17 protein-coding genes and 1 pseudogene are annotated in these 24209 nt (G+C 59.4%); 8 read left to right on the forward strand and 10 right to left on the reverse strand.

The window, feature by feature from the left end; genetic code table 11:
- Positions 1 to 64: 64 nt before the first annotated feature.
- The 4 genes from AB0N24_RS07130 to AB0N24_RS07145 all read right to left on the reverse strand — a co-directional run bounded on the left by AB0N24_RS07130 (position 65) and on the right by AB0N24_RS07145 (position 5938).
- Complete coding sequence (locus AB0N24_RS07130; RefSeq protein WP_364122332.1) at positions 65 to 1750, reverse strand: NERD domain-containing protein; 1686 nt, start codon at positions 1748 to 1750, stop codon at positions 65 to 67.
- A 119-nt stretch (positions 1751 to 1869) separates the two neighbouring features.
- Positions 1870 to 3297 (reverse strand): hypothetical protein, encoded by a 1428-nt coding sequence (locus AB0N24_RS07135; RefSeq protein ID WP_364122334.1) that lies wholly within the window; start codon positions 3295 to 3297, stop codon positions 1870 to 1872.
- A 173-nt stretch (positions 3298 to 3470) separates the two neighbouring features.
- Complete coding sequence (locus AB0N24_RS07140; protein ID WP_364122336.1) at positions 3471 to 4961, reverse strand: ADP-ribosylglycohydrolase family protein; 1491 nt, start codon at positions 4959 to 4961, stop codon at positions 3471 to 3473.
- 11 nt (positions 4962 to 4972) lie between these two features.
- Positions 4973 to 5938, reverse strand: a complete 966-nt coding sequence (locus AB0N24_RS07145) for a DUF6569 family protein (protein WP_364122338.1) — start codon at positions 5936 to 5938, stop codon at positions 4973 to 4975.
- 92 nt (positions 5939 to 6030) lie between these two features.
- Between AB0N24_RS07145 and AB0N24_RS07150 the strand changes: the two genes are divergently transcribed.
- From AB0N24_RS07150 to AB0N24_RS07165, 4 genes and pseudogenes are all read left to right on the forward strand, one after another.
- Positions 6031 to 6702 (forward strand): NUDIX domain-containing protein, encoded by a 672-nt coding sequence (locus AB0N24_RS07150; protein WP_364122340.1) that lies wholly within the window; start codon positions 6031 to 6033, stop codon positions 6700 to 6702.
- 100 nt (positions 6703 to 6802) lie between these two features.
- The gene (locus AB0N24_RS07155; protein WP_364122342.1) at positions 6803 to 7456 is read left to right on the forward strand and encodes a hypothetical protein; all 654 of its coding nucleotides are present in this window, start codon (positions 6803 to 6805) and stop codon (positions 7454 to 7456) included.
- Positions 7457 to 7492: 36 nt separating this feature from the next.
- Positions 7493 to 9049 (forward strand): PD-(D/E)XK nuclease family protein, encoded by a 1557-nt coding sequence (locus AB0N24_RS07160; RefSeq protein ID WP_364122344.1) that lies wholly within the window; start codon positions 7493 to 7495, stop codon positions 9047 to 9049.
- 82 nt (positions 9050 to 9131) lie between these two features.
- Positions 9132 to 9251, forward strand: a pseudogene (locus AB0N24_RS07165) (IS5/IS1182 family transposase); the annotation flags it as partial.
- A gap of 225 nt (positions 9252 to 9476) precedes the next feature.
- Here AB0N24_RS07165 and AB0N24_RS07170 read toward each other — a convergent pair.
- Positions 9477 to 10112: a hypothetical protein gene (locus AB0N24_RS07170; RefSeq protein WP_364122346.1), complete on the reverse strand. Its 636-nt coding sequence runs from the start codon at positions 10110 to 10112 to the stop codon at positions 9477 to 9479.
- A gap of 435 nt (positions 10113 to 10547) precedes the next feature.
- Here AB0N24_RS07170 and AB0N24_RS07175 point away from each other — a divergent pair, with 435 nt between their 5' ends.
- Genes AB0N24_RS07175 through AB0N24_RS07190 form a run of 4 tightly spaced genes read left to right on the forward strand, consistent with a single transcriptional unit; the run spans position 10548 to position 17951 of the window.
- On the forward strand, positions 10548 to 12008 hold the full coding sequence (locus AB0N24_RS07175; protein ID WP_364122348.1) for an ATP-binding protein: 1461 nt from the start codon (positions 10548 to 10550) through the stop codon (positions 12006 to 12008).
- The gene (locus tag AB0N24_RS07180) at positions 12005 to 14893 is read left to right on the forward strand and encodes a Z1 domain-containing protein (RefSeq protein WP_364122350.1); all 2889 of its coding nucleotides are present in this window, start codon (positions 12005 to 12007) and stop codon (positions 14891 to 14893) included. Before AB0N24_RS07175 ends, AB0N24_RS07180 begins: the two co-directional genes overlap by 4 nt.
- Positions 14890 to 15876, forward strand: coding sequence for a PD-(D/E)XK motif protein (locus AB0N24_RS07185; RefSeq protein WP_364122352.1), 987 nt, complete (start codon positions 14890 to 14892; stop codon positions 15874 to 15876). Before AB0N24_RS07180 ends, AB0N24_RS07185 begins: the two co-directional genes overlap by 4 nt.
- 44 nt (positions 15877 to 15920) lie before the next feature.
- On the forward strand, positions 15921 to 17951 hold the full coding sequence (locus AB0N24_RS07190) for an AIPR family protein (protein ID WP_364122354.1): 2031 nt from the start codon (positions 15921 to 15923) through the stop codon (positions 17949 to 17951).
- On the opposite strand, the gene AB0N24_RS07195 is transcribed toward AB0N24_RS07190, so the two are convergent.
- The 5 genes from AB0N24_RS07195 to AB0N24_RS07215 form a co-directional block, all read right to left on the reverse strand.
- On the reverse strand, positions 17941 to 19395 hold the full coding sequence (locus AB0N24_RS07195; RefSeq protein ID WP_364122356.1) for a DNA cytosine methyltransferase: 1455 nt from the start codon (positions 19393 to 19395) through the stop codon (positions 17941 to 17943). The genes AB0N24_RS07190 and AB0N24_RS07195 overlap by 11 nt on opposite strands.
- Positions 19396 to 19586: 191 nt before the next feature.
- Positions 19587 to 20315 carry a hypothetical protein gene (locus tag AB0N24_RS07200; protein ID WP_364122358.1) on the reverse strand — a complete coding sequence of 243 codons (729 nt, stop codon included), beginning with the start codon at positions 20313 to 20315 and terminating at the stop codon, positions 19587 to 19589.
- Complete coding sequence (locus AB0N24_RS07205; RefSeq protein ID WP_364122360.1) at positions 20315 to 21082, reverse strand: hypothetical protein; 768 nt, start codon at positions 21080 to 21082, stop codon at positions 20315 to 20317. Before AB0N24_RS07205 ends, AB0N24_RS07200 begins: the two co-directional genes overlap by 1 nt.
- Positions 21082 to 23016, reverse strand: a complete 1935-nt coding sequence (locus tag AB0N24_RS07210; protein WP_364122362.1) for a hypothetical protein — start codon at positions 23014 to 23016, stop codon at positions 21082 to 21084. Before AB0N24_RS07210 ends, AB0N24_RS07205 begins: the two co-directional genes overlap by 1 nt.
- Positions 23009 to 23980, reverse strand: coding sequence for a hypothetical protein (locus AB0N24_RS07215; RefSeq protein ID WP_364122364.1), 972 nt, complete (start codon positions 23978 to 23980; stop codon positions 23009 to 23011). Before AB0N24_RS07215 ends, AB0N24_RS07210 begins: the two co-directional genes overlap by 8 nt.
- Positions 23981 to 24209: the final 229 nt, after the last annotated feature.

Here is a 24209-nt window from a genome sequence, read left to right on the forward strand (position 1 = left end):
CGGTTCTGAATCTAGTGACTGGAGACTATGCGGTGGCTCCGACAATTAACGTGAGCGCCATCACCTAGTGATCCTGCAGCACCGGATTCCACGCCTGCGCACGTGACAACGCCACCTTCAGCTCCCGGCCGCCGGCTTCCTCCAGCAACCCCGAATCACCAACAACGACCAGAAGGCTCCGTGCGCGGGACAACCCGACGTAGAGCTGCTCGGCCGCCCGTTCCATGTCTTTGAAGCCGTTGACGCACAGGACCACCACGGACCGTTCCAGCCCCTTGAAGCCTAGGACGTGACCGTAGAATTCTGCTTCGCCCGCGTGGAATTCGCGCCAGTAGTCTTCGGTGGCGCCGCGCTCGTAGAAGTCCAAGTGCACCGGGTGTCGCTCCTTGGTGGTCAGGAGGGCAATCTGGTTGTTGGCCCAGCCTTCGGCGATGAGGGCCTCTATGCAGTCGTCCGCGAGGCTGAGGGCCTCGTCGGTGGGGCAATCCACCACCCGGACCGGCAATCCCGTGCTGCCGCGGGGGGTGAAGTGCTCGCCGGCAAAGGGTCTGAACGTTTCGGCAATTTTGCGGGTGTTGCGGAGGTTCTCATCAATGTGGATGGGCACGAAGGTGGCCATGGGGCCGGAGGTGAGATCCGCCGTCGCGCCTCCCCACCGGCGGTAGACGTCCTGGCGGTCGTCCATGAAGGCGTACACCTCGCCGCCGTCGGGTTCCTTCGTGCAGGCGAGCAGCGCATCCCACCACAGCGGGGCGAAGTCCTGGGCTTCGTCGACGACGACGGCATCCAGCCGCTGGTGCGGCTCCATGGTTGCTGCCAGTTCCTTGAGCAGGCGGGGCATCTCCACATCGAAATAATCCTGCCCTGATCCGTCCGGAACCCCCAGCCCGCGCACGTATTCGTGGAACTCGCCGGTGAATACGGGCTTGGCCTGGCGCCAAGTGGCAACACGGTCCTGCAGATACTGCCCGAGCCCCTTGTTGTAGCAGAAGAGGCCGACGCGTTTGCCCTGCCTGCTGAGCAGGCGCGCCTTCTCCACGGCCAGCCAAGTCTTCCCGCTGCCGGCACCGCCGGTGAACCGGATCCGAGGGAGGGACCGGGTTGCTTGAAGAAGGACTGATTGACGCTCCGTGAGGTGGTCCTGGGCATCTTCATCCTCCTGCGGATTGCCGGACGGCCCGACGGCGGTGTCCAGGTTTCCGCTCAGCTTGCGGACGATGCGCTCCAAGAAGGCCGGGGCCAGCGGGGAGGCCCCGCCGCCTTCGTTTTCTATCGCCCGGCGGACAAGCTCGGCAGGGGACTGGCTATCGCTCTGGTCAAGGATGAGTGAGCGGGGGCAGCCGGCCATGGCCCATTCGTTGGGCACCTCTGTGTAAGGCAGGCTGACCATGTAGACGCAGCGGCTGCTCAGGCGCGAACCGAGCTGGTCCTCCAGCCAGTTCTTGAGAGCATGTAGCGAGCTCTGCGACTGTGCCACTGGGCTCTTTAGCTTGCGCCTGTTGCTCCGGTCCGATTGATACCACTGCCCGTCGGCGATGGTGATCTGGCCCCCTTTAACTTCGATGGCCGCCATGCCCACTCCGGGCCAGAGGACGAGGAGATCAATTTCGTATTCGTTGCGGCCGTCGCGGATGTGCACGGAATGAGCCAGGACAACGTCGTCCGGAAGGCTTCTCCTCAGTGCGTCCCAGACGGCCTTCTCCGCCAGCTGTCCCTCGCCGAATTCCGGCTCTTCCGGAATGCACCTCATTGTGGCCCCCAAACTGATGAACCGCTTGTCCGGTTCTCGCTGTTCCAAACGTTAGTCAGCGGGCGGCTTCTTCGCCGCCGCGACACGAACGCTGTTCGCGCGTGGACGACAGGTTGCGGTTAGCTCGCGTTCCGCAGGTTTTGGACCACTCCACTTGGTGAATCATCTAGGATGACGCCGCCATCAGGACCAGGGCCGCCGGGGAAATCTGCGCTGTGCCAGCGAACCTTCGTGGCATCCTCGCAACGTCGGCCGTATCTCAGGCCCTCGAGTATCTGGTGCCCCGCTTCGACGGGCGGGATGCCTTGCTTGTGCCAGTTTGGCACTTCATCGTCGGGTGCGGACCAGCCATTCCCTTCGAGGTACTCTGCACTGATGGGCCATTGGTCTGCCGGCAGAAACTCCCCGGACACGATTTCGCACCAGACCCCGTCTGCGCTCGGGCTGGCCTGAGCGTAGGGCCTGCGCGGTCCGTCGGTCTCGTCACCGTAGTCAATGCTCAGGAACGAATTCCATGGCATGGTCGCCAGAACATCACCGACTAGTTCGCCCGCACGTGCCCAACGTTCTTCCAGGCTGTTCTGAATCCTGTAGTGATTGACGATCCCGTCGAACTCATCCTCGACTTCCGGTGGCATCACCGCGCCGATCACGGATTCCCATGTACCGAAGTGCCGTCTGATTGCCACTACTGAGGGACGATCCCGACCCGCGGCTACTTCAGCGATCATCCAACTGTCGTAACTGGAGACATCTTTCGGGGATCCGAAGAGACCTCCTGTGGCGCGGTATGAATGGGAGGCATCTTCAAAGTCGGCCGCGGAAAATCCGCCCCGCACAGCGGGAAATTTCAAGCCCACGGATTCGAGCGCCAAGTGCCAAGACCTTCCCTCCGTTCGATCGCGAATCAGTTCGCCAGAAGGTGGGAACGATGAACTCGGGTTGATACCCATTTGAAGGGCAACAGCGTCCCGGGCTACTCCGTACTCGGAGTAAGAAATACCAGCATTGTCGCCCCTACTAATTGCTTCAGCAGTTGTTTCTATAACAGCGATGACTCGGCCGATCTGCGGTCGCGACAGATGCTGGGCCAAGAGGACCCGATACTCCTGCATACTTGGCAGCGGGTCCTTGCCCAGTACCAGTCGGTAGTCGGGTTCCACGCCGCGCTGATACCCCGTCACGAATAGCAGGCCCATTTTGTCAGTGACAAAAGCGCGGGGTGCTGTACGTTCTAGGTGCTTCGAGATTTCAGGGCCCTTCAACAGCTCTGCAGCAATGTCGATGTCGATCATGGCGCCGAGAGCGGCCAGAATTCTAGGAATGTCAGGGCTGTCAATTCCAGCGTCCAAAAGCTGAATAATCCGGTGGGCATTTTCACGCAGAACCTTGGCAGTCTCAGAGCACCGCCCGCGAAGAGCTTCGGACCGCTGGTGCTCGCTCTGATCAGCTACCCGGGTACTGAGCAGACGCAGCATGTCGTAAGCTCTCATACCGGCATCCGCCGCAATGCGCTGCAGCGGGTCACCTGCCTGGTAGGCCTTCACTGCCCGACTGGCAATCTGGTGCCGATCACGCTGACGTCCCGGCGACGTGGACTCTTGTTCCCCCAAGTGCAACTCTCCCCATTCTGAGTGCCAAACAAGCATCCCCTCTGATGCCAAGTCATTCTTATCAGCACCCGCGGACTTTGTTCGGCAACTGCTCCGCGCGGTCGTCCTTATGACTCGACGGCGGGGGCCTTGTCGCCTCCTAGCACCCCCATAAACAGCGGATTCGGCCGAGCCCCAGGCAGCACCCGCCGCACATCCTCCATCGCCTCCATCGGAGACACCCCGGCAACCGAAGCCCCATACAGCGCGGCCACGGTCGGCGTCCGCGACTCCGCCCGCACGCAGTGCAGCAGCACGGTCTTGCCTTCCGACCGGAAACGTTCGACAGCGGCCGCCGCCTCCCGCAGCACGAAACCGGCATGCGCGTTCTCCTCCTCAAAAGGAGAATCAACAACCCAGAACGTGGCGTGGTTCTCCGCCGCCACAGCAGGAACATCCAACGTCCCCAGCCGGCACAGCGACACCACGGCGTCGATGCCCAACTCCGCCACCCGCCCGAGTGAACCGACGCCGCCCAGCCACACGCCGTCGTCGTGCGGGTGCTGGACCAGCGCGTCGGTGCGGCTCCACATGCTGTAGTCGTGGCGCTCGGCGCGTGGCCAGGACACAGGTCGGCGGCCTTCGCCGCGGCCCAGTTCCATGCCCAGAATCATCAGATCGCGGGCACGCAGACCCGGCCAGCCGTGCAGGCGCCGCCGCCATTCGAACGGCACCGCGGTGTAGCCGTAGGCGGCGCCAACCAGTCCGCCGGCGATCGCGGCCACCGTGTCGGTGTCCCGGCCGCCGCGCACGGCCTCCTCCAAGGCCGCCCGCAGTCGGGCGGGGCCGGACGCCGACAGGCCCGCATAGTGGATGGCGCTCCACGCGCCCTGGAACGCCTCGACCACCCAGCCGTTGCGGGTGAAGTCGCGGGGACGGGAACGCTCAGCCGTCTCGATCCGCTCCAGCCACACCGAAGCACGCTCGGCGGGCAGCAGCGTCAGACCCGATCGGACGTCGAGCCGCCCGGTGAGCACCGCGTTGCGGATCGCAACGCACCAGAGGCCGCAGGCCTCCTGCGCGTCGGGGTCGGCGTGGGTCAGCGCGCTCATCACGCCGGCGGCAGCCATGAGTTCGCCCGGCTCCCGGTCCAGAGAGGCGAGGGCAAGCGGTGCCGTCCGCATCAGCGAGCCGTTGCCGGCGCTGCGGCCGGTGCGGGCGTGGAAGTCCGCGGCGGCGGCGCCGGTGAAGTCGGCCGCGTGGACTTTGCTCCGCCCGGCAGCGGAAGCGAGCCGGCGGGCCGCCGCGATGACGGCGCTCGTCTGGGCGCCCACGTCCTTCGCCTCCGCCGCCCAGGAAGTCCAGGCCCGGACCACCATGGTCAGCGCTGCGGGGGAGGAGGAGCCGGCGCCGGAGGCGGATTCCAGCAGCGCCTGGGCGATCGGGATGGCCATGGACGTGTCGTCGGTCCACTCGGCCGGCGCGAACCCGAACGGGCCGCCGCCCTTCATGGTTACTTCGGCGCCGTCCGGCAGCGGCGCGCCGAACTCGTAGCCGGCTCCGAGGGCGTCGCCCGCGGCCAGGGCGACGAGGACGCCGGCCGCGCGGTCATTTTGCAAGGGGTTCAGTTTCATGCCATCTCCATCAGGGGGTGTTTGGTGTTCCAGCCGGTCAGGTGGGCCAGCTGGGGGCGGCGCTGGGGGAGCGCGACGGCGATGCCTGCGGCGGTGACCGCTCCGGCGGCGCGGGAGACGTTGCGGCTGCGGAGTGCGCCGTGGTCGCGGATCTCCACGGCCGCAGTGCCGTCGTCGAACGCCCCGAAGTCCATCGCCTGGACGTGGGCGGCGAAGTCGCGGGCGCGCTGGCCGGGCATCGGTCCGGATGCCAGTGCCTGGGGTGGCAGGAGCTCGAGGTCCAGCAGCGCCGCCTCGATCAGCTGGCGGTAGTGGCGGAGGAAGAGCGTGTTGGTGCCGAAGACCTCCAGGAGCAGCGGCTGCTGGCCGAGCCCGATAACGATGCCGCGCTGGCCTTCCAGCGGCTTCGGTGCGTCCGCGGCGCTGAAGCGGTTCCGTTCCTCCTTGTCGTCCTTGAACAGGTCCATGTGGTCGAGCAGGGAGCTGGTCGCGGAGACGCCTCGGGCGTTGTCGAAGCGGCTGACCCGTTCCCAGATGCGGCCCTGGCGGTTGCCGCCGCGCTGCCCGCCGGGGCCGTTGGCCAGCTCGGACCAGACGTTGAGCGGGGCGCGCCGAGCCTGCCGGCGGTGGCTGGTTTCGCCGGCTTCCCAGCGGCCTGCTTCGACGCAGAAGGTGTCGATGTCGCGGGTTTCGCCCGGGCCGAGGACGACGTCGCGGGCGCAGGTCCGGTGCTGCTGTCCGCCTTCGAGGAGCTCGCCTTCCAGGAGCAGCGCGGAGTGCGGTCCGTTGTTGGTGACGGTGAGGCGGGCCACCTGGGCGCCGCTGGCGAGTTCGGTGACGGCGACGTCGGCGCGCGTGCCGGTGCTGATGCCGAGGCTGCCGGAGCCGGAGGTCCAGACGGGGAAGATGCTCAGGGGGCCGAGCCTGCTGCCGGCGCCGACGTGAAGCTGTGGGACTTTCATGGTGACCTCCGGTTGATTAATGCACTTCTGCGCTAATTCATCTAAGTATGCACGGCTTGCGTCTTTAGCGCAATACTGCGATAAATGGTGATGTGAAGGATTCCAAGAACAGTGATGCCCCGTCCCTGCTTGACTACCCGCGGCCGTCGGTGGCGGTGGACACGGCGGTGCTGACCGTCGCGGAGGGGAGCGTGTGCGTGCTGCTGGTGCGCCGTGCGGAGGAGCATCAGCACGGAAGGTGGGCCCTGGCGGGGACGTTCCTGCGCGAGCGCGAGACCCTGGCGGATGCGGTGCTGCGGTGCTTGCGGGAGAAGGTTGGGATTTCCGGGCGAGTGCCGCGCCAGCTGCAGGTGTTTGATGAGCCGGGGCGCGATGACCGCGGCTGGGTTTTGTCAGTGGCGCACGTGGACGTGGTGCCTTTGGCGGCTCTGGAGGAGGCGTTGAAGTCCGACGGCGTCAGGCTGGCTTCCGTGACCGGGGAACCGGAGCTGATCGCCGGTCTGCCCTACGGGCATTCGGACATCGTGGCGAAGGCAGCGGAGTGGCTGCGGGCCGTTTATGTCGAGGCGCCGGATCCTGGGGCGCTGCTGGATGAGCCGTTCACGTTGAAGGACCTGCGGGAGCTGCATGAGGCTGTCGCTGGGCAGACGCTGATGCGGGACACGTTCCGGCGGTTCATGGAGCCGAAGCTGGCTGGGACGGGGCAGATATCGGACGGGACGAGGGGGAGGCCGTCGCGGTTGTGGGTGCGGGGCAAGTCTTAGCGACGGCCCCGCGCGGCGCTCGCTCAAAGGGCGGCGCTCGGCATGAAGAATGGTGTCAACAGCGACTGATCTAGGGCACGCAGTGTCCGGGAGGAACGCAATGATCTTTGCAGAACACGGGACAGTTCGATATCGCCAACTCAATGCGCTGTCGTGGAGGGTGGCGAGTGAACTGAGTCGGCGGGACCCGGGTCTCTACATCGGAATTACGTACGACGGCGGTTCGGATGCACATGCAGACGCCCTCGTGGCGACGAGTGCAAGTGGTCTGCGTTACTCCGCCCGTCGTTCCGGACTGGGTTTCACGGCCGGTTCTGCAGACAATATCGTGTTCGAGCTGCCATGGGACAAGGCATTTGGCATGCCCTCCGCCAACGCCATTGCCGTCTCGCTGGAAGAGTCTCTGGGGGTCCATCGCCCGTCCAAATCCCCGCAGACGTCCCCCAGAGCTCTCGGCTATCGCGTCATGGCATCAGTCCTGGAAATGACGTTGGGGGATCGACGGCAGTGGCTCACCGGAGCGGCCCGCGGCGGTCCGCTGGACTCAGAGTCGCTGGTCACCCGCGACCGTCTGCAGCCTTGGGAAGATACCAGCTGGGTCTTGGCGCGTGACAATGAACCGCTGGCGACGATTGATAACTTTGGATGGCTAGAAATTGGTGGACGGCTGGTCGATCTTCATTCAAGGTACAGGGGACTTGACGGTCGGCTATATCCGCTTGTGACGGAGACTTTTGGACACGTCCTGCCGTGATGCGGATTGAATAAGTGACATCCATTTGAGGGACCAATGAAGCCATCAATAGAAGACAGCGTTGAACACGAGCCGTTGCCGGCAATCGATCGTCCGGTCGTGATGTTCGTGATCAGTAGGACCTACAACGAGGATGTTTCGCAACAGGCACTCTACAACGCTACTCGTGGCAATTGGCGAATCGGCGAGGGAAGCAGGAACCAAGCTGAAATCGCCCTTGGTATTGCTGACGGTGTAGTTCGAACCGCCTATGCGATTGACAGGTGGGGAACAGCCGACGAAGAAACGGCGCCGAAGGAGGCGGGAGGCGCGCCGAACCGTTCGTACTTCGAAGGACACGAGACCGACGAGACGCGATCCTGGCTTGACTCATCCGTTCGTCATCTGGCACCGGCGAAGGGGGCTGCGAACCCTGTCCGCCTTTTTTTGGAGGGAGTTCCCGGTCCGGCTGATGAAAGCGCTGAAGACATCTCCGGAATGCTGCAAACCGAGGCGCTTGGCAGAATCATGTTCGGCAACAGCGAGCTATTTCACAGCAACATGCTCGCGTGGATATTCGAGACGTTTCCCGACCAAGCGGATGAAGTTTTCGGCTCGCTAGTACCTGGCCTAGCGACGGGGGCTGGCACCAGAAGGGTGGAACGTGAGCGGGAGAACCTCGACCTAGTCATGCATTGGCCAGACCGGGGATCGCTGGTGATCGAGAACAAGGTGTTTTCAGTCCCCAACCCCGATCAACTTGATAAGTACGCCGGCAAGATGTCCAAGTGGAAGTTGCCAGTGGGCGGTGCCTTTCTGCTGAGCCCGACAAGGCACTCCTTCTTGGAGCGTGGATACTCCTCAGCGTTCCAACTCAAGAACGGCTCCCCGATCACCTGGCATCACCTGAGCTTCGAGACGCTGGCTGAGTCCCTGGAACTGGCATTCGACGGAATCCGAGATTCGTACGAGGTTGAGACGGTGCGCCGTTACTGCACGGTGCTTCGCGCATTGTCAGCGCTCATGGCCAGGGCACTGATTGGCAGCATCGAGGAGGAGGCTTTCCTCGATGCCCTGTCCCTCGCCCAGACGCTGCCCAAGCAGGCCGTGACGGGGTTGGTGAAAGCGCGGGCAGCCCACGTTGCTGCCTTGCTCATCGACGAGGTGGCGGAAGCGGGAGTCCATGCAGGCGGCGCTGAAAGCGGGATGAGTCACTCGCAACCCTGGGTTTCGTGGTTCATGCGGACGACGGCCGGTGAAGAGGAAATCCTCACTGGATGGCAGTATCAAGAGGGAGTTCTGCGCCTAGCGATGATACTCGACCATCTCCGTGGCAAAGGAAAATTGGCGAAGATGAAGAGAGCAGAGTTTGCTCGACAATACCCTGAACTCTTCTTGTTTGATCATCTGGACGAGATCCTGGGAACCATGAGCGCGGCTGTTTCGCCAAGTTCCGAGCTGGAGGGCCCATTCGGGCACTTCGACCCCAACTTTGTCTACCGGTACAAGAAGGCTCACGGTTTGTCGGTACAGCAACTGATCGACCTAACAGTTGCCCATGCCAAGTACCTCGACCGTCTTTCCAATGTGGCCAACCTCAGTGTGGTGACCTGAGGTTGGCTCGTCGAGTGGCGGGCGGATCGTTTCGGGAGGGTCAGATGGAAGAGCGGTACGCCAGTAATGTATGAAACTGCTGGACGAGCCTGGTGACCATGCGATCGGAAGGTCCCGCGGCGGGCTGACGACGAAGATCCACCACCTCTGCGATGCCAGGATGCGCCCGCTGGTCATTCTTCTCGGTCCCGGCCAGAGTGCACACTGGTTCAGCCGCTGGAAATGATGCGACGGCAGTGTCTCCGCTGCGATCGGAGTTTGCGACGGAGTCAGCGTCGAAAACTGGCCAAACGGGGCCTTTGGCAAAACCCGGGACCGGCGAAACAGCGGCGCACGCTCATCACGGGCAAGGGGACAAAGGGACGAGAGAGAAAAAGCGGACATGGGAAGGAACCCAGGGACCGAAGCCCCGGGGGCCTGCTCACCACTAGGCGATCAGCGCCGCGGCTTCCCCGAGCTTCCCTTCGAGCTTCGCCCGCTCCGCGTCCGACAGCTTGCCGCCCCTCTGAAGGAAAACACCCAACGTGTTCAACAACCGAACCGAGGCTTCGAGCACGGACGCTCCGGTCAGCGTAGCTTCCGCAATGACTTCCGCCGTGGCGCCCGCACTTCCAGCGAGTTCCTTCGCAGCTTTCTCGGCTTTAGCCTTCGCCCGGATCGCTTTCCGGTCGGCGCGTGCCCCGTCGTCGAAAGACTTCTCGACGATGTCGATGTCGACCTGCTCCGGATCGTCCATCAGCTTGACCCGCCCCTTATTCGCCAAGGCCTGACCGGCGAGCACGTAGGGGCTAAGCGTGCCGTACGCCATCCCCAACTTTTTCGCGGCCGCGGTGATGTTCATGGGATGGCGCTTGCTTGCAATCGTCACGTGGGTGGCCGTCAGGTAACCGGTCCGGGCCATCCACACTATCGCCACGGAGCGTACGAGCTTCGCCGCTTCGAGCGCCGACGTTGAGGCGCCCATATGATTGGCGATGGCTTTCAGGGCCTCATCCCGGTCAGCTACGTTGCGGCGCAGCCTTTCTGAGAGCAATTCGAAGGGCGTGACGGTTGGCTCGGTCATTGTTTCCCCCATCGAACGGTGCGCACATCGTGATGCTACTTCCCGGGGCCAGGAAAAACTTCCTGCAGACGTACAGCATTTACGCAGGATTGTGCGACTTTTGCCCTTCTTGTACAGGGTTAGCCAAGGATTCAGCCGTGCCCCTTCCATTCGGTGATCTCCGTTGTGAACATGATCTATAGATGCCGACTAGGGCGTGTCTCCTAATTCTTTGAGGTGAGGGCGTTTATCAGATCCACCTCTTCCTCAGACGCTCACCAGAGGAGGAGAAAGTGTACGGAGGGGTGACGTGCCACCGAATCGCCCGTTCCATCAGCAAGGGCAGCGCCTTGGCGACACCAGACATCGTGTCATCGAGATATGTCAGTCCCTGCGGTTATTGTTGTCTCACCATCGAGCGTTCTTGGCCGGTGGATGATATGTGTGGGGGAAAGTTTGACTGAAGCGATAACCATGGTGCCCGATCCGCACCTCATGGAATCGATGCGCGCCGTGGGTTACACCCTCGAAACGGCTATCGCGGATTTGATTGATAACTCGATTACAGCGGGGGCTTCCCGTGTCGACCTTCTGTTCTCCGGGGAAGGTCAGCAATACGTTGCCGTCATTGACGATGGTGCGGGCATGTCCTCCTCCGAGGCGCAGAATGCCATGCGGCTGGCTGGGAAGAGCTCGCTGTCAGGCAGAGCGGCAAATGACCTGGGACGATTTGGGCTTGGCTTGAAGACAGCTTCCATATCGCAATGCCGCGATTTGACCGTCGTCTCAAAAAAGGACGGCGAGCTCCACGGTTACCAGTGGGATCTGGACTACCTGATACAAACTGGTACCTGGAGCCTGCTCCAGCTGTCCGAAGACGAATGCCGTGATCTTCCAGAGTTCTCGGAACTTGAAAAGCATCCGACGGGGACTTTGGTGCTGTGGCGGAAGCTTGACCAGCTTGAAGCCATGACCGGAAACCTGGGGAGTGGGCTCGACGAGAGCATGGTGCGAGTGCGTAAGCACCTGGGCCTTGTGTTCCACCGGTACTTGGCGGGCGAGCACGGGGGCAAGTTTGACATCGCAATCAACTATCGAAAGATCGAAGGCGCCGACCCACTGCTTCAAAGTCACAAAGCAACTCAACCTGGTCCAGTCGAAAAAATAAATGTCGAGGGAGAAGTCATCGAGCTTCGTCCCTTCACCCTTCCGCATCTAAACAAACTCAGCAGCGCGGACAGGCAGAAGGCTCAAGTCGATGGATCGCTTAGGGACAGCCAAGGGTTTTACATTTACCGGGAAAAGCGACTCGTCATCTGGGGCACGTGGTTCCGGATAGCTCCCAAACAGGAGCTCGGAAAACTGGCGCGCGTGAAGGTGGACATCCCCAACACCCTGGATCATTTGTGGGCTTTGGACATCAAGAAGGCCCAAGCTGTTCCTCCGCCAGCCATAAGAAACCGGCTGCGCCAAGTTGCGGACAACATTGTCGGACCTAGTCGCCGCGTTCACGAATACAGGGGACGGCGAGCGGACATCGGACCTGTCAGCCACTTGTGGGACGTCGTCGATGACCGAACATCATTCCGCTATGAAATAAATCGAAATCACCCGGCAGTCGTTGCGTTGGCGGGGAGCATGGCATCCGATGACTCAGGGCTGTTGGGGGCGCTAATCACGATGTTGGAGCAATCGTTTCCAGTGGAAGACGTTTACAACAGACTCGGACAGGATGCAGTTCATTCGCCACATACGGCGGACGATGCCGAGCTGAACATGTTGGCCGTATCCCTTTGGGAATCGCTAAACGGGACACTTGGCCCGGAGCTGTTCATAGACTCAATGCTCAATTCCGAACCCTTTAATGTCCATCCCCGCGCGCGCGGAATTCTTGAGAATGCGGTAAAGAACCGATGACTATTCCCACCATGGTGTTTCCATTGTCCGCGCTCGAGGGCGCCGTTTTTGGGTACCTTACGGACCCTGCCACGGGCGAAACGCGTACGGGGCTCAAAGAACAGGACGTAAGGGCCGCTTTCACCGCATTCACACCAATTATGCGAACCGATGCCAGCGATGACGAACTTGAGCAGCTCATCCGGCACGTGCTGGCGGCGGTGAGTGCAGATATCCCGGGACCCGGGCCTGGCCCCGTCACAAAAAAGGACCACGAGCCTTGGCTCAAAGACCTCAAATCCGAGATTAACTGGCGCAGGTGGCGTGCCTACCGGAAGATGCTGTCCAAACAGGGGCGGTCCGGACGCGTCCTCGATCGGCTCGACAAGTTCACCGACGACGTTTTGGACCTCGCCGGCAACCCGCAGAAGCCAGGCCGTTGGAACCGGCGCGGACTGATCATTGGTGACGTGCAATCCGGCAAGACGCAGAATTACCTGGCACTGATCAATAAAGCGGCCGACGCTGGGTACCGCTTGATCATCATTCTCTCAGGCAATACCGAATACCTCAGGCGTCAAACGCACGAGAGGGTGGACGAGGGCTTTATTGGCCGGGATACCCGCCGAGTCGGTATGCCGAAGGGGGCAGTTCTCAAAGACCTACACATCGGTGTTGGCAAGATAGACCAAGAGGTCGCGAACGCCACCAGCCTGACCACCGTCCTCATGGACTATTTGCAAGCCACAAAGAACGGGATTGATGTTCCACTTCCCTCTAGCTCTTCAGGACCCCTCGTCTTTGTCCTGAAGAAGAACAAGTTTGTCTTGGACGCTGTCAATGGTTGGGCTCGAGGCAAGGCCGACAGCCACGGAAGTATAGACCTTCCTGTGCTGCTTCTTGACGATGAATCGGACTACGCGTCGGTTAACACGAACGAGGCGGAGGACCCAACCGCTATCAACGGTTCAATCCGAAAGATTTTGTCTAGCTTTACGCGGTCATCCTACGTGGCAATTACGGCGACGCCTTTCGCCAACATCTTCATTGATTACGAAGCGTCCGGAATCGTCCAAGACGATGGTGAAGCCGTGGACGATCTCTTCCCCGAGGACTACATCTACCCGCTCGAGGCCCCCAGTAACTATGTTGGAATTCGGGCAACTTTTGGTACTGACGAAGAGGACCGTCCGCATTCGGTGCAGTACCTGACCGATGCTCAGCAATGGATCCCGGTGAAGCACCGGAAATCGCAAGTTGTTGGTCCCCTCCCGGAGAGCCTCAAGGAGGCGGCCAGGAGCTTTCTCCTCGCCAATGCAATCTTGGATGGTCGGGTCAAGTCGCCAACCAAGCGTTCAATGTTGGTCAATGTATCTCGCTTTACGAACGTTCAGGATACTGTCGGCGACCTCTTGACTGAAGAACTGTACCGTTACAAATCGGCCATCGAGCTCCACGCCCTCACCTACTCGGCAGGGAAAAGTAACGCCGTTCTCGACGAGCTGAAGTCGACGTTCGAAAAGCAGTTCGGTTCAACGGGTCCGTCTTGGGCCTCGATTCTTGCCGAGCTTCACAAGTCTGTAGCAGATGTCCGAGTCAAGGTCTACAACTCAAGTGTGGACAAGGCGGAGGACGAGGACTATCGCGAGGAGGTTCCGACAAGGCAGATCGCCGTCGGCGGTGACCTGCTCAGTCGAGGACTTACGCTGGATGGCCTGGTGGTCAGCTACTTCCACCGTAGCGTCGGCGCTGCCGACACAATGATGCAGATGGCGCGATGGTTTGGCTACCGTGACGGTTTCCAAGATGTTTGCCGGTTGTGGATCAGCGAAAAGACCGCAGCGGATTATCGGTTCGTGGGTGCGGCCATCCAGGAACTACGGGACGATCTCGCCCACATGCACCGGAACAACATGACCCCGCGCGATTTTGGCTTGGCGGTTCAGCAGCATCCGGAATCATTGCTCATCACGGCGCGGAACAAAATGAAGCACACTGTGCAGTACGAGAAGGAAGTCAACCTCCTTGGCCGAAACTTGGAGACCCGGAAGCTGTCAGCGAACCCGGCCGTCCAAGCCGACAATTTTGCTGCCGCACAGGAGTTGGCAGCAGCTGCACTCGCTTCGGGCTGCACAACCGACGAATCCGCCCGAGGATATACGCGGTTTAGAAACGTCCCGAAGGGGCTCGTCGCAGACCTGTTGCACAGCTACAAGGCAGCTGACGATGACATCTTCTTCACGGGAAGTGGGCTGGAAAGGATGGTCAGGGCCAGCCCGGGGGAGCAGTTCCAAACATGGGACGTGACCTTCATGAATGGGCCCAAGAAGAAGGGGGACTCGGAGCTGCCAAGTTTGGCTGAGCTTGTTCCTGGAAAGTCGGTGTTCAAGGTTGGCCGCGCTTTGATGCTTCGACATCTGACGGCCAAGGACGGCACGCTCACGGGGTCATCGCTCTGGGTGAGCGGAAAGAAGACGCGGCTCGCCGGAAGCGACGATTTGCGTAAAGTCTTGGACCCGGAAGTGGAAGCGGAAGCAATTGCCGCCTATCTAGACCAACCAACCGTCGAAACTTCCGAACCGACTGCTTCTGCACAGGGTGGGTTTCTTCCCGAGCGCGCACTTTACAGATATCTACGCTGTCCCCAGCTCATGGTTTATGCGGTCGAACCCAGCCATGATGATGGTGTCCAACCGGATGAGAACTTGACCGTCACACGGGAGATCTCCGAACTAATGAGTGAACTCACGGTGGCTGCGAGGGATCCCAAAGCTGCCTTTACCGCCCTTAAGATTGCCCTGCCGACGTCTGATTCCGACTACAACAGTAAGAACGGCCGGGTTAAGTACGTTCTGAACAAGGTGGCTCAGAGGTACTGGATGGCTGACTACGAGGAGCTGTCATGACGGTTGAATCTTGGACTCCCGAGCGCTGGCAGACCGAAGTCCGCGGGGGACTTGCGACTCTGCGGGAGCTGGACCCAATGCTGGCCACTCGCATGGTCTACGGCGCGGACGAAGTCGGACGATTGAGCTTCGGCTTGATCACTCGCCAACCGCCTGGCCTCCCACAACTTTCAGACGCAGTGACCATCGTTCGGGCGGAGCGGGAGCATGACGGGACCTGGATTCTTCTGCTCACGTTGGAGGACGCCAAGTTCAGCGAGGTCTTCATGCAGCTGTGCGGTCATGTGCACGAAAAGGTTTCCGAATCCATGACCGAGAGTGGAGGGCTCTTCACCGCAATGGAGTGCTTTGCCGAGTGGCGCCAACTCTTTCAAGCCTCGAAGAGAAGAGTGCTCAGTATGGAGGAGTGCAGGGGCCTGTTTGCGGAATTGGACTTCGGGTTCAACGTCCTTGGACAGCGAGTTGGATCCTCATTGATCATTGAAGGCTGGCAGGGACCCTATGGATCTGACCAGGACTTCCAGTTCGTCGAGGTTCATTACGAAGTAAAGAGCCGGCATGCAAGCACTCACGCGTTGAGGATTGCTTCCGAATATCAGCTCGACGGCGACAATATCGTCCTGGTCTCCGTTGAAGTTGCCGATAGCGCGAAGTCCCTTCCTGGGTTCACGTCGCTTGCCGATAAGGTCGTCCTCGCGAGGGACTCCGTAGCTCTTGACGACGGAGATCTTGATGCGTTTGACAGCGCACTCGATGAACTGGGGTTTGACCCGAGCGAAGAGTTCTATGCCGGGACGTACTTTAGTAGCCGCAGCCTGGACTATTACGTCGTGTCCGACGGGTTCCCCCGGATCACGCCGCGAGACTTGGCTCCAGGAGTGACGGGCGTGAAATATCGACTGGAGCTAACAGCACTCGACGAATTCGCAATCGATGCAGAAACGGCGCTTAGCCGGATGCAAAACTACAGGGATCTAAATTGAACGTTCATAGTTACCACGAGAACCTGCTCGCTTCCGTCGGGTCCTTGGCCGATGCTGACGGCGAGTTCACCGCGACGGCGTTCGCGCGACATTGCGCGGAGTTGCTCACAGAAGCCGGCGAGTTTGACGATGTCGTCACGTTAGACTTCGACGGAACGGGGACACGCCGGCGCAGGTTGAAGGTAAACGGTTACGACCTCGACAACGCCGACAACAGCGTTGCGCTAGTCGCGACGATCTACGTCGGCTCGCCTGAAATTCAAGTGATTTCCTCCACGGATGCGAAAGGTGCTCTGAAGGCGCTTCAGTACTTTCTGACCGAGTCACTCGACGGAAGTTTCTTGGAAGGCCGAGAGGAGAGCTCGCCGGCTTATCAGCTCGCTTACGACCTACGCAATCGGGGTGGCAATGTCTCCCGGTACCGCCTCTATCTGCTGACGGACGGGCAGCTGAGCAACAGGCTGCGTGAGCTTCCAAGCGAAACATTGAACGGCATCCCCGTCGACTACCAGCTCTGGGACGTTGACCGACTACATCAACTGCATGAATCACAGAGCGGCCGGGAACCGCTGCAGATTGACCTACGAGAGTGGCAGGAGGCAGGCCTCCCCGCGCTGAAGGTTGAGTCAACTCCGGAGTTTGCGACCTACCTTGCGTCGGTGCCTGGAAGCGTCCTTGCAGGACTCTACGGCCGGTACGGCAGCAGGCTGCTGGAGAGCAACGTGCGCTCCTACTTGACCAACAGGGGGAAGGTCAATAAGGGCATTCGCGAGACTATCTACTCTGCACCTCAAAATTTCATGGCGTTCAACAATGGCGTCACGGCGACTGCCACCTCGGTACAAACGGACGGTGATAAGTCGACAATTCTAACTATCGAGGACCTCCAGATCGTCAACGGCGGACAGACGACGGCGTCGTTGTTCTTCGTTGACAAGGAAGCCAAGGACAAGGCTGTTCTGCAGAATGTCTTCGTCCCCATGAAGCTGGTTGTGGTTGCGCCCGCCGTGGCCAGCGAACTCGTGCCCAGCATCTCAAGGTTTGCCAACAGCCAAAACGCTGTTAGCGCAGCCGACTTCTTTTCGAACAGCCCATACCATGTCCGCATCGAAGAGCTGTCACGACGGGTGCTGGCCCCGACCATGGCGGGCGCCACCTACAACACTAAGTGGTACTACGAGCGAACACGCGGTCAGTACGAAAATGAGAAGAATAAGCTGCCTAGGGCCGAGGCTCCACGCTTCGACAAGCTTTATCCAAAGCACCAGAAGTTCGACAAGCCAGCTTTGGCCAAATTCGTAATGTCGTGGGAGCAGCGTCCTCACATAGTCAGCGCAGGTGCCCAGAAGAACTTCATCGCTTTTGCGGAATTGGTCGCGAAGGCATGGGACAAAGACGAATCCTCCATCAATGAGATCTATTTCAAAGACGCGATTGCCAAGGCAATTCTGTTTTCGGCTATCCATTCGGCAGTGAGGAATACTGACTGGTATCAGCGGGACCGGGCCTACCTTGCCAATATCGTCACTTACACAGTGGCGAAAATGGCTAGTCTTGTTGAGACGCAGGGTCGTGGCCGTTTGATGGACTTCGACTTGATTTGGCGCTCTCAAGCCGCGCCCCAGAACGTCTTGGACCTGGCGATAGAAATTGGTCAGTCCGTGCAGGCAGCGCTGACGAGTGAACATCGGCCAACACAAAACGTTACCGAGTGGGCCAAGAAAGTAGCCTGTTGGGACTTGGTCCGCGCGATACCAATGCGGCTTCCTGAGGCTTTCCTCGCGGGGCTCGCTGATCCCGCGGCTGTGGCGCAAAGGGGACGAACTGGCAAGGAAACGCAGAAGATCGACAACGGAATTAACCAACAGAAGCGCGTCTTTGAGATACCTAAGGAGCACTGGCTGGAGCTGCGCGAGTTCTCTTTGGGAAACGGCGTCGGCAGCCCAACCGACCTGAGCATTCTCGACCTGGTGACGGGCCGGAAGTCAGGGTTCCCGACCGAGCGTCAGTCCGCCAGACTGCTTAGTCTTGCCGCATCCGCGAATGCGAAGGGATTCCGGACCTTTACTCCTTAAGAGACTCCAGCATGTCGGCAACGACATCACCTATCTGCTTAGAAAGCAGCGGGGGCACGGCATTCCCCACTTGGTGAAATTGCTGCGTCCTGGGCCCTTCGAAGAAGTAGTTGTCGGGAAAGGATTGGAGCCGCGCGGCTTCGCGTACCGTGAAGCTGCGCGTCTGCTCTGGATCCGGGTGAATGTAGTAGTGCCCGTCTTTGGAAATGTGTGAAACCACCGTCGTGGCGGGTGCGTCCCAAACCTGCACCCTAAAGCGGTCTGTAAAGGGCGTTCCCACTTTGCCGACGTTTCGGTGCTCAGGATGGAGCGTTGCCGGCAGGTCGGTGTACTTCGGGCTCTTTCCTAGGCGCTCTGCTAGCTCTGCCATCACGCGATACCGCGCCAGATCCGAAACCATGTGTGCGCGGGGTTCGTGTTGCACCGGTACCGTTAGCCTGTCATCTAGGACCCATGATTCGTAGGCGTCGACGGCTAGCACTCCTGCCTTTACGGGCTCCAGCTTCGAGGTTACGTCTATTCCACGTATATGGCTTAGCCCCTCAGCCTGGACCGCGAGCCAGTCTTGATCGATCTTCGGCTTCCGGCCGGAGGTCTGTGCTCGAACGCTGGGCATCGTCTGGACGGCTGCTCGGACCGTGACTGCCCCGTCAGCCTTGTCGATAATCCGTCGAGGAATACCGGCTGCGACATCACTTCGAACTCCGAGCAGAATGACGCGGTGCCGCTTCTGCGGCACACCGTATTCTTCGGAGCGGATGATGAAGTCAGACGGGTCCAAGTCCTGCGGATCGGCGTCCACTACTAAAGAACGGATTTCATAGCTCGCACCACCGGGGAGACGTTTGAGGTCACCCAATATCGTTTGGAACATGCTGCTGTCGCCGTTTTTCGACGAGAGAAGCCCTTTGACATTCTCCATGACAAAAATCGTGGGCTTGAACTTGCCCAAGATGTGGAGATACTCACGGTAAAGGAAATGCTTGTGGTCTGACGCGAAGGATTCATCTCCAGTCCTGCGCGACCGCCCCGCAAGGGAATACGCCTGGCACGGTGGGCCGCCGATGAGCGCCCAATGTCCACGCTCACTCTCCGGCCCGAGCTGTTGTTCAATAAAGCTGTCCACGTCGGGGCGGTTGTTCTCTCCGAGTTCCACTTGATAGACGTGGGCTTTCGCCGCCAGGTAGGCCTCTTTGAAGTCACCTGTGAGAACGGACTGCCACGTCTTCTTGCCTTGGATGTAGTCGAAGTAGGGTTGCAGATCGCCCCCGGACCGAACGAGCTCCCGGTACGTTGCTCGCAACCTCAGCGTCTGGCAGGCAAGGCTATCCATCTCAAACGACGCCAACGTTTTGAAGACGAAGTCGCCCCGCTCGTCCCTGACACTTGAGAATCCTTCATTCAGACCTCCGGGCCCGGCGAAGAGATCAATAACTGGAAACACATGCACCCCTTGATATCCGACACTCCAGGATACCAGGTTGGGCAGACAAAATAGATCTCTCGCCGCGAGGGACGCGCGTAAGTACTCGAGTGGCGCCCACAGGTCGCCATTTCAACTCGTACAACGAATACTTGCCGTTTCACAAAGTACATCGAATGGTGGCGAGATTCATGCACGGAACGGGAGGGCTTTCAGCTCGCTTTGAAGCGGTCAAACTCCTTCGGGAGGAGACTGATAACCTCGTCAGCTGACATGGCCCCTGTGTCCCAAGTTTGATCGAGCTGGTACAAGACGTCTGCTAGTCGACGCGGCGACCCACCACCTTTACTTCTTGAACCTGTTTTCAAGTTGTTCGTATTCGGGTCCACATAGAGGCGCGTGGCAACTCCCATCAGCGTTCGGTTGCTAATGATGTCCTGTTTTGATGCGAGTTGCTCTACGACCTCGCCCGGTTGGTTGACAGGGTTTGCTAAGACTGCACGCACGCTCGCGATATCGTCAAGGTGCGCTTTGTAAATTCGGTATGGTCCGGAGAGGTAGTGCCTGTAGTAGGTTTGATAGTCGTTGGGCCTGAGTATGTAACGGTCGGCACGACGGATCATTCGCACACCGCTCTTTGGGTCGACCGGTGCCAAGATGTCGATCCATTTTAGGGAGAGCCAAGTCCACAACCCGTCGTCGTATTCCAGAGCTGGGTGATCCTCCGTCAGCGGTTCCAGGAGCAGATGGAAAAACTCCGCAGCTTCCTGGCGATCGGAAAACGGGCGCACTTCATAGTCGATATTCTTCGAGATGAGGTGGGTGTAGTGGGGGCTTGAAAGAAGTGCGTCGATGTCCGTTGTCGCTCCTCCCTGCATTTGCTGCAGCAGGTCGCGTGCAGCACTCAAGCCGGCAGCATTGAATCGTCGGATTTCGCTCATTAATCATCACTTCCGAACGGTTTGGAGCTGTTTAGTAAGTCGAGAGCGTCGATCTTGGAGGCAAATATCGACGCCGCGTCTGCCGCCCACGTACCTACCGTGTCGTCGAAGCTATCGTCTCTGTCCATCTCGTGGAGAAGATCCAGGTCCACACCAATTCTGGTGAAGTAGATGAGCCAATGGCTGAGCGTTGAGTTGGGATCTGCCGAATCATCAATGTTATTCGCGACCCAGATCGCCACTCGTCGAAAAAATTCCGGGAGAACGAGTGTCTTGAACAATGGCGAATGGACGATTTCGTCATGCTTTTGCAGCCTCTTGTTTACGCAAAGAATAGGTCCTGTATCTAGGTCGAATTTCCATATCAGGTCCCCCAGCTCCGTACGTTGTAGCCGGAGTAGAGGTTCGGAACTACTGTCTTGTTCAGTAGTGCTTCTCAGACGATCCGCGACGGCTAATACCTTGCCGTGTGAGTTGCCTTCCATGCCGACGACCCGGACGCGCAGTTGCAGGTTGTCGGTCACGTCGAAGGCCGCAAGATGGACGTCCTGTGGACGTTGGGGCTCTCCAACTGTCCCGCAGCTGACCCGTTCCTTTGATGTTTGACGGTAGGCTTCTACGGTTACTTCCGCCGTGGCGGGGACATCGAGATCTTCCAAGCCGAGCGAAAGAACGTCGAGGAGAACCTTGTCATTGTCCTGGCGGACACGAATCTGAACCTTCGATCGATCTATTTCGCGCCTGCCAGTGTAGTTGAGCGTGACCATTACTTTGAGTGCCCCCTAGCGCGGATGTGCAGATCTCGGTTGACGTCAAAACCTAGAATAGTGAGTCTGAACGTCGCTACGTCGTTAACGCTGGCGGTCAGGAAATTGCCGCTTTGTTTCTCAACTTTTCCGCCCAAGATCGTGAGATTGAGATTTGCGAGATCAAAGTCTTCTTTTCGCCACTTGGCGAGCGCATCGCCGCGGCGAGTCTCGTAGCCTACGGAAACGTCCACGCGCTTCAGATCCGCCGTGCGCCCCCGTTCATTCGGAAGGACGGAGAAACCGCCACCGTCCTCACGCTCGATTCTTGTCAATGCGACGATCCCGGACGGTGATCCCTCGCCGCCCGGAGTGGGTTTTCCGCCCGGTTTTTTGCGGCCGGATGGCAATGGCACCGTCCTCGGGTTCTCCTCCTCGGCGAGGGGGACCGAGAAGATGTCGGCGAAGATGACACGCTGTTCCTCCATTGCGGCATCCAAGACGAGACGGTAAATCTCGTGTGGCGCTGTCTTTACTATTGTGAGAACGTCGCCTCCACGAACGTATCGCGCCCTGATCCGGTCGTTCGCGGTCCAAGTAGTGTGGGCAGGGTTCTCGGCATCGCCAAGCATCTTTACCAACGCAGCTTCCTCGACAGTGCAAATAGCACGGATCCCGGAAATTGCGGAGCGTGACGCTTCGGGGATTATGATTCCGGCTCGCATGTAAAGGGGCTTCTGGCGTAGCGCCTCATTCTCTTGTAGGAGAACATCAAAAGCTGACTCTATAGAGACGTCTTCGGTCCCCGTACTAGAAGGCTTGAGCCTTAGCTCGACAGGCACAGTGACCCTAATAGCCCGCCCGGATTCCAGTTTCTGTTTGATCTGAGCGGCCATTTCGCCGTCGATCGTGCTGGAAGACCAGCCCCTGTCCGGGCGCGCGGCGACGAGATTGGTAGTGAACCTGCAATCCTCTGGAATGGAATCCTTGGTTGCGACGAGCTGGATGTCGCTTACGATCCTTTCGCGTTCTTCGCCTTCAAAATATTCCTCTGCAAGCTCAAGTACGTTGCTGTTCGTGAGGTTGATGACGCTGGAATCACTTGGGTCTTCTACGTTGACGTCCAAGTGGCCGGTTAGGATCGCCCCGAAGTATGCACGGATGACTGCCTTAACGAAGTCTCTTCCAGTAAGGTATTCATCGACGTAGGGGATGACAATACTGAGACCGGTTTCGTCGATCCTAGAGACATTCCACGTTGTAGAGACTTCCTGAATGAATCCGGGATCGGTGAACGGCATCTGGATGCCGTTCCCAGGCTTTGCCCACCATCCATCCGGGTCAAAATCCTTGCCGTCCAGACTGTGATTCATGAGGACCGATTGGCCCACCAGCAAGGCAGGACCGCTGTCGTCGAAGCGCTTCGTGTAAGCGAAGAACGCGTTCACTCCGCTGGACTTCGGGAAAACATACTTCCCGACGCCCCAGCGGCCCAAGTTTGATGACCCTTTTTGCGACATTCCCTCCGCTCGCAGAAAGTAGTAATAGTTGTTGGGTACTCCGTCCGGAACACGAGCGACCCCGACATCTCCCGTGAGCCCGACGGTGCCAAAATCCTCGATGACGACGAAGCGGCATGGGCCTGACACCAGCGAAGAGGCCACTTGTCCACCGTTCTCACACTGTTCTATATGTGTCCAAAAGTCTTGGAAATATGTACCGACGTCGTCGCTAGAAAGCGCACCGAAATCTCCGGAGACGTAGATTCGCACCGTCACTTTATCGGAGTCGGGTCGCTTTGCATCGAGCGAGTTTTGAATGCTCTCCCGGACTAGCGCGTCCGCTGGCTGGAAAGATTCCTGGTTGAGTAGTTCAGATTGAAGCGGATTCCGGGATTTTGCCTCGGGATGGTGCTCGACAAATTTCCATTTCGGGAAGGCGGCATTCTTAGACATTGTTGAGTAGTTCCTCTCCGAATGTGGTCAATTTGTAAGTTCCGTCGATGAGTTTCCGCTCCACGAGCCCCCATTCACGGCACCGCGCAATGTAACCCTGGGTCGCTGAAGCGGCTATTGACTGACTCCAGTCCCTGGCTGATTCCATGCGCGCGAGCAGCGCGTCGCGGGTGGGTGTCTTGGAGACCTCTTGGACCGTCATGCTGAATCCCCACCAGTCGACGGGGGCATTGGCTTGGAGATACTTCAAGAAGCTCCTAGCGACCTCGGGGTGGTGCGGTGGCTCTGGTGGGAGCTTCTGCACGATTCTTAGAAGCTCCCACCCGGCTGCTGTAACCGCAATATGTGTGTTGACCCCTATTTTGGAAAACGACACTGCTTTCCAAAGGGGGAGGGGGCCGCCAACTTTGTGGAGCCCGTGCGGGGTCGGCTTATTAGACACGGAACCGATTGCGAAGTTCTGGAAGCCGGCGTCAGAGGATTGCTTCTTCTCAGAGTTGGTCGGCAGCATCTGGGTGGCTGCCTTGCTCGCGTCACCCAAAGCCAGCCTAAGTTCTTCTGCCAGGCGCCGAGCGTCTTCTGTGGTTTCTTGTAAAAAGGTTCGGAAGTCCACGGACCCTTCATGGGCCCGCAAAGCGAGTCGTCCGAGAGCCCAAAAGGACGGCCAATCACGATTATGCAAGCCCAGCAGGGGACTGTCGTCAAGATGGACCGGCTCGCTGTGCCCTACATAACCCTCTGTCGGAGTCTCAATTGAAGACAATGCCGGAGCCAGTCCCCGCGACGAGCCTCTGCGTGCTTCTTCCCGAAATGAGGAAATCTTCGGACCGGGCTCCGGCGTGCGTGCCGGAAGGGCGATTGATTCCAAGTCCTTCAGCTCCAGGATGTAGGAAGCCAAAGCTTCTTCTGCCAACTCGTCCCTGGACTGGAAATCGCCAATGCCTGAAGCGATGACGCTGTCCATGGTCCGGATCATCTGAGCGCTCAAGAGGAGTCGGACAGGTCTATAGCTGCGGTCCACGACACTCCTCTTCAAACGGTACTCCCACATCCAATATCGGCCCTATCTTGTGAAAGGTCAAGTGTAATCGTGATCTTGTTGTGTTACATCCTATGTAACACATAACAAGCGGGCTGTATGCGAGAAAAATGTTCGGTTGTCGACGTGGACACGTGAAGGGACGGGGCATTTT

The organism is Arthrobacter sp. NPDC093128, assembly GCF_040683875.1.
In the GTDB taxonomy this organism is placed as follows: domain Bacteria; phylum Actinomycetota; class Actinomycetes; order Actinomycetales; family Micrococcaceae; genus Arthrobacter.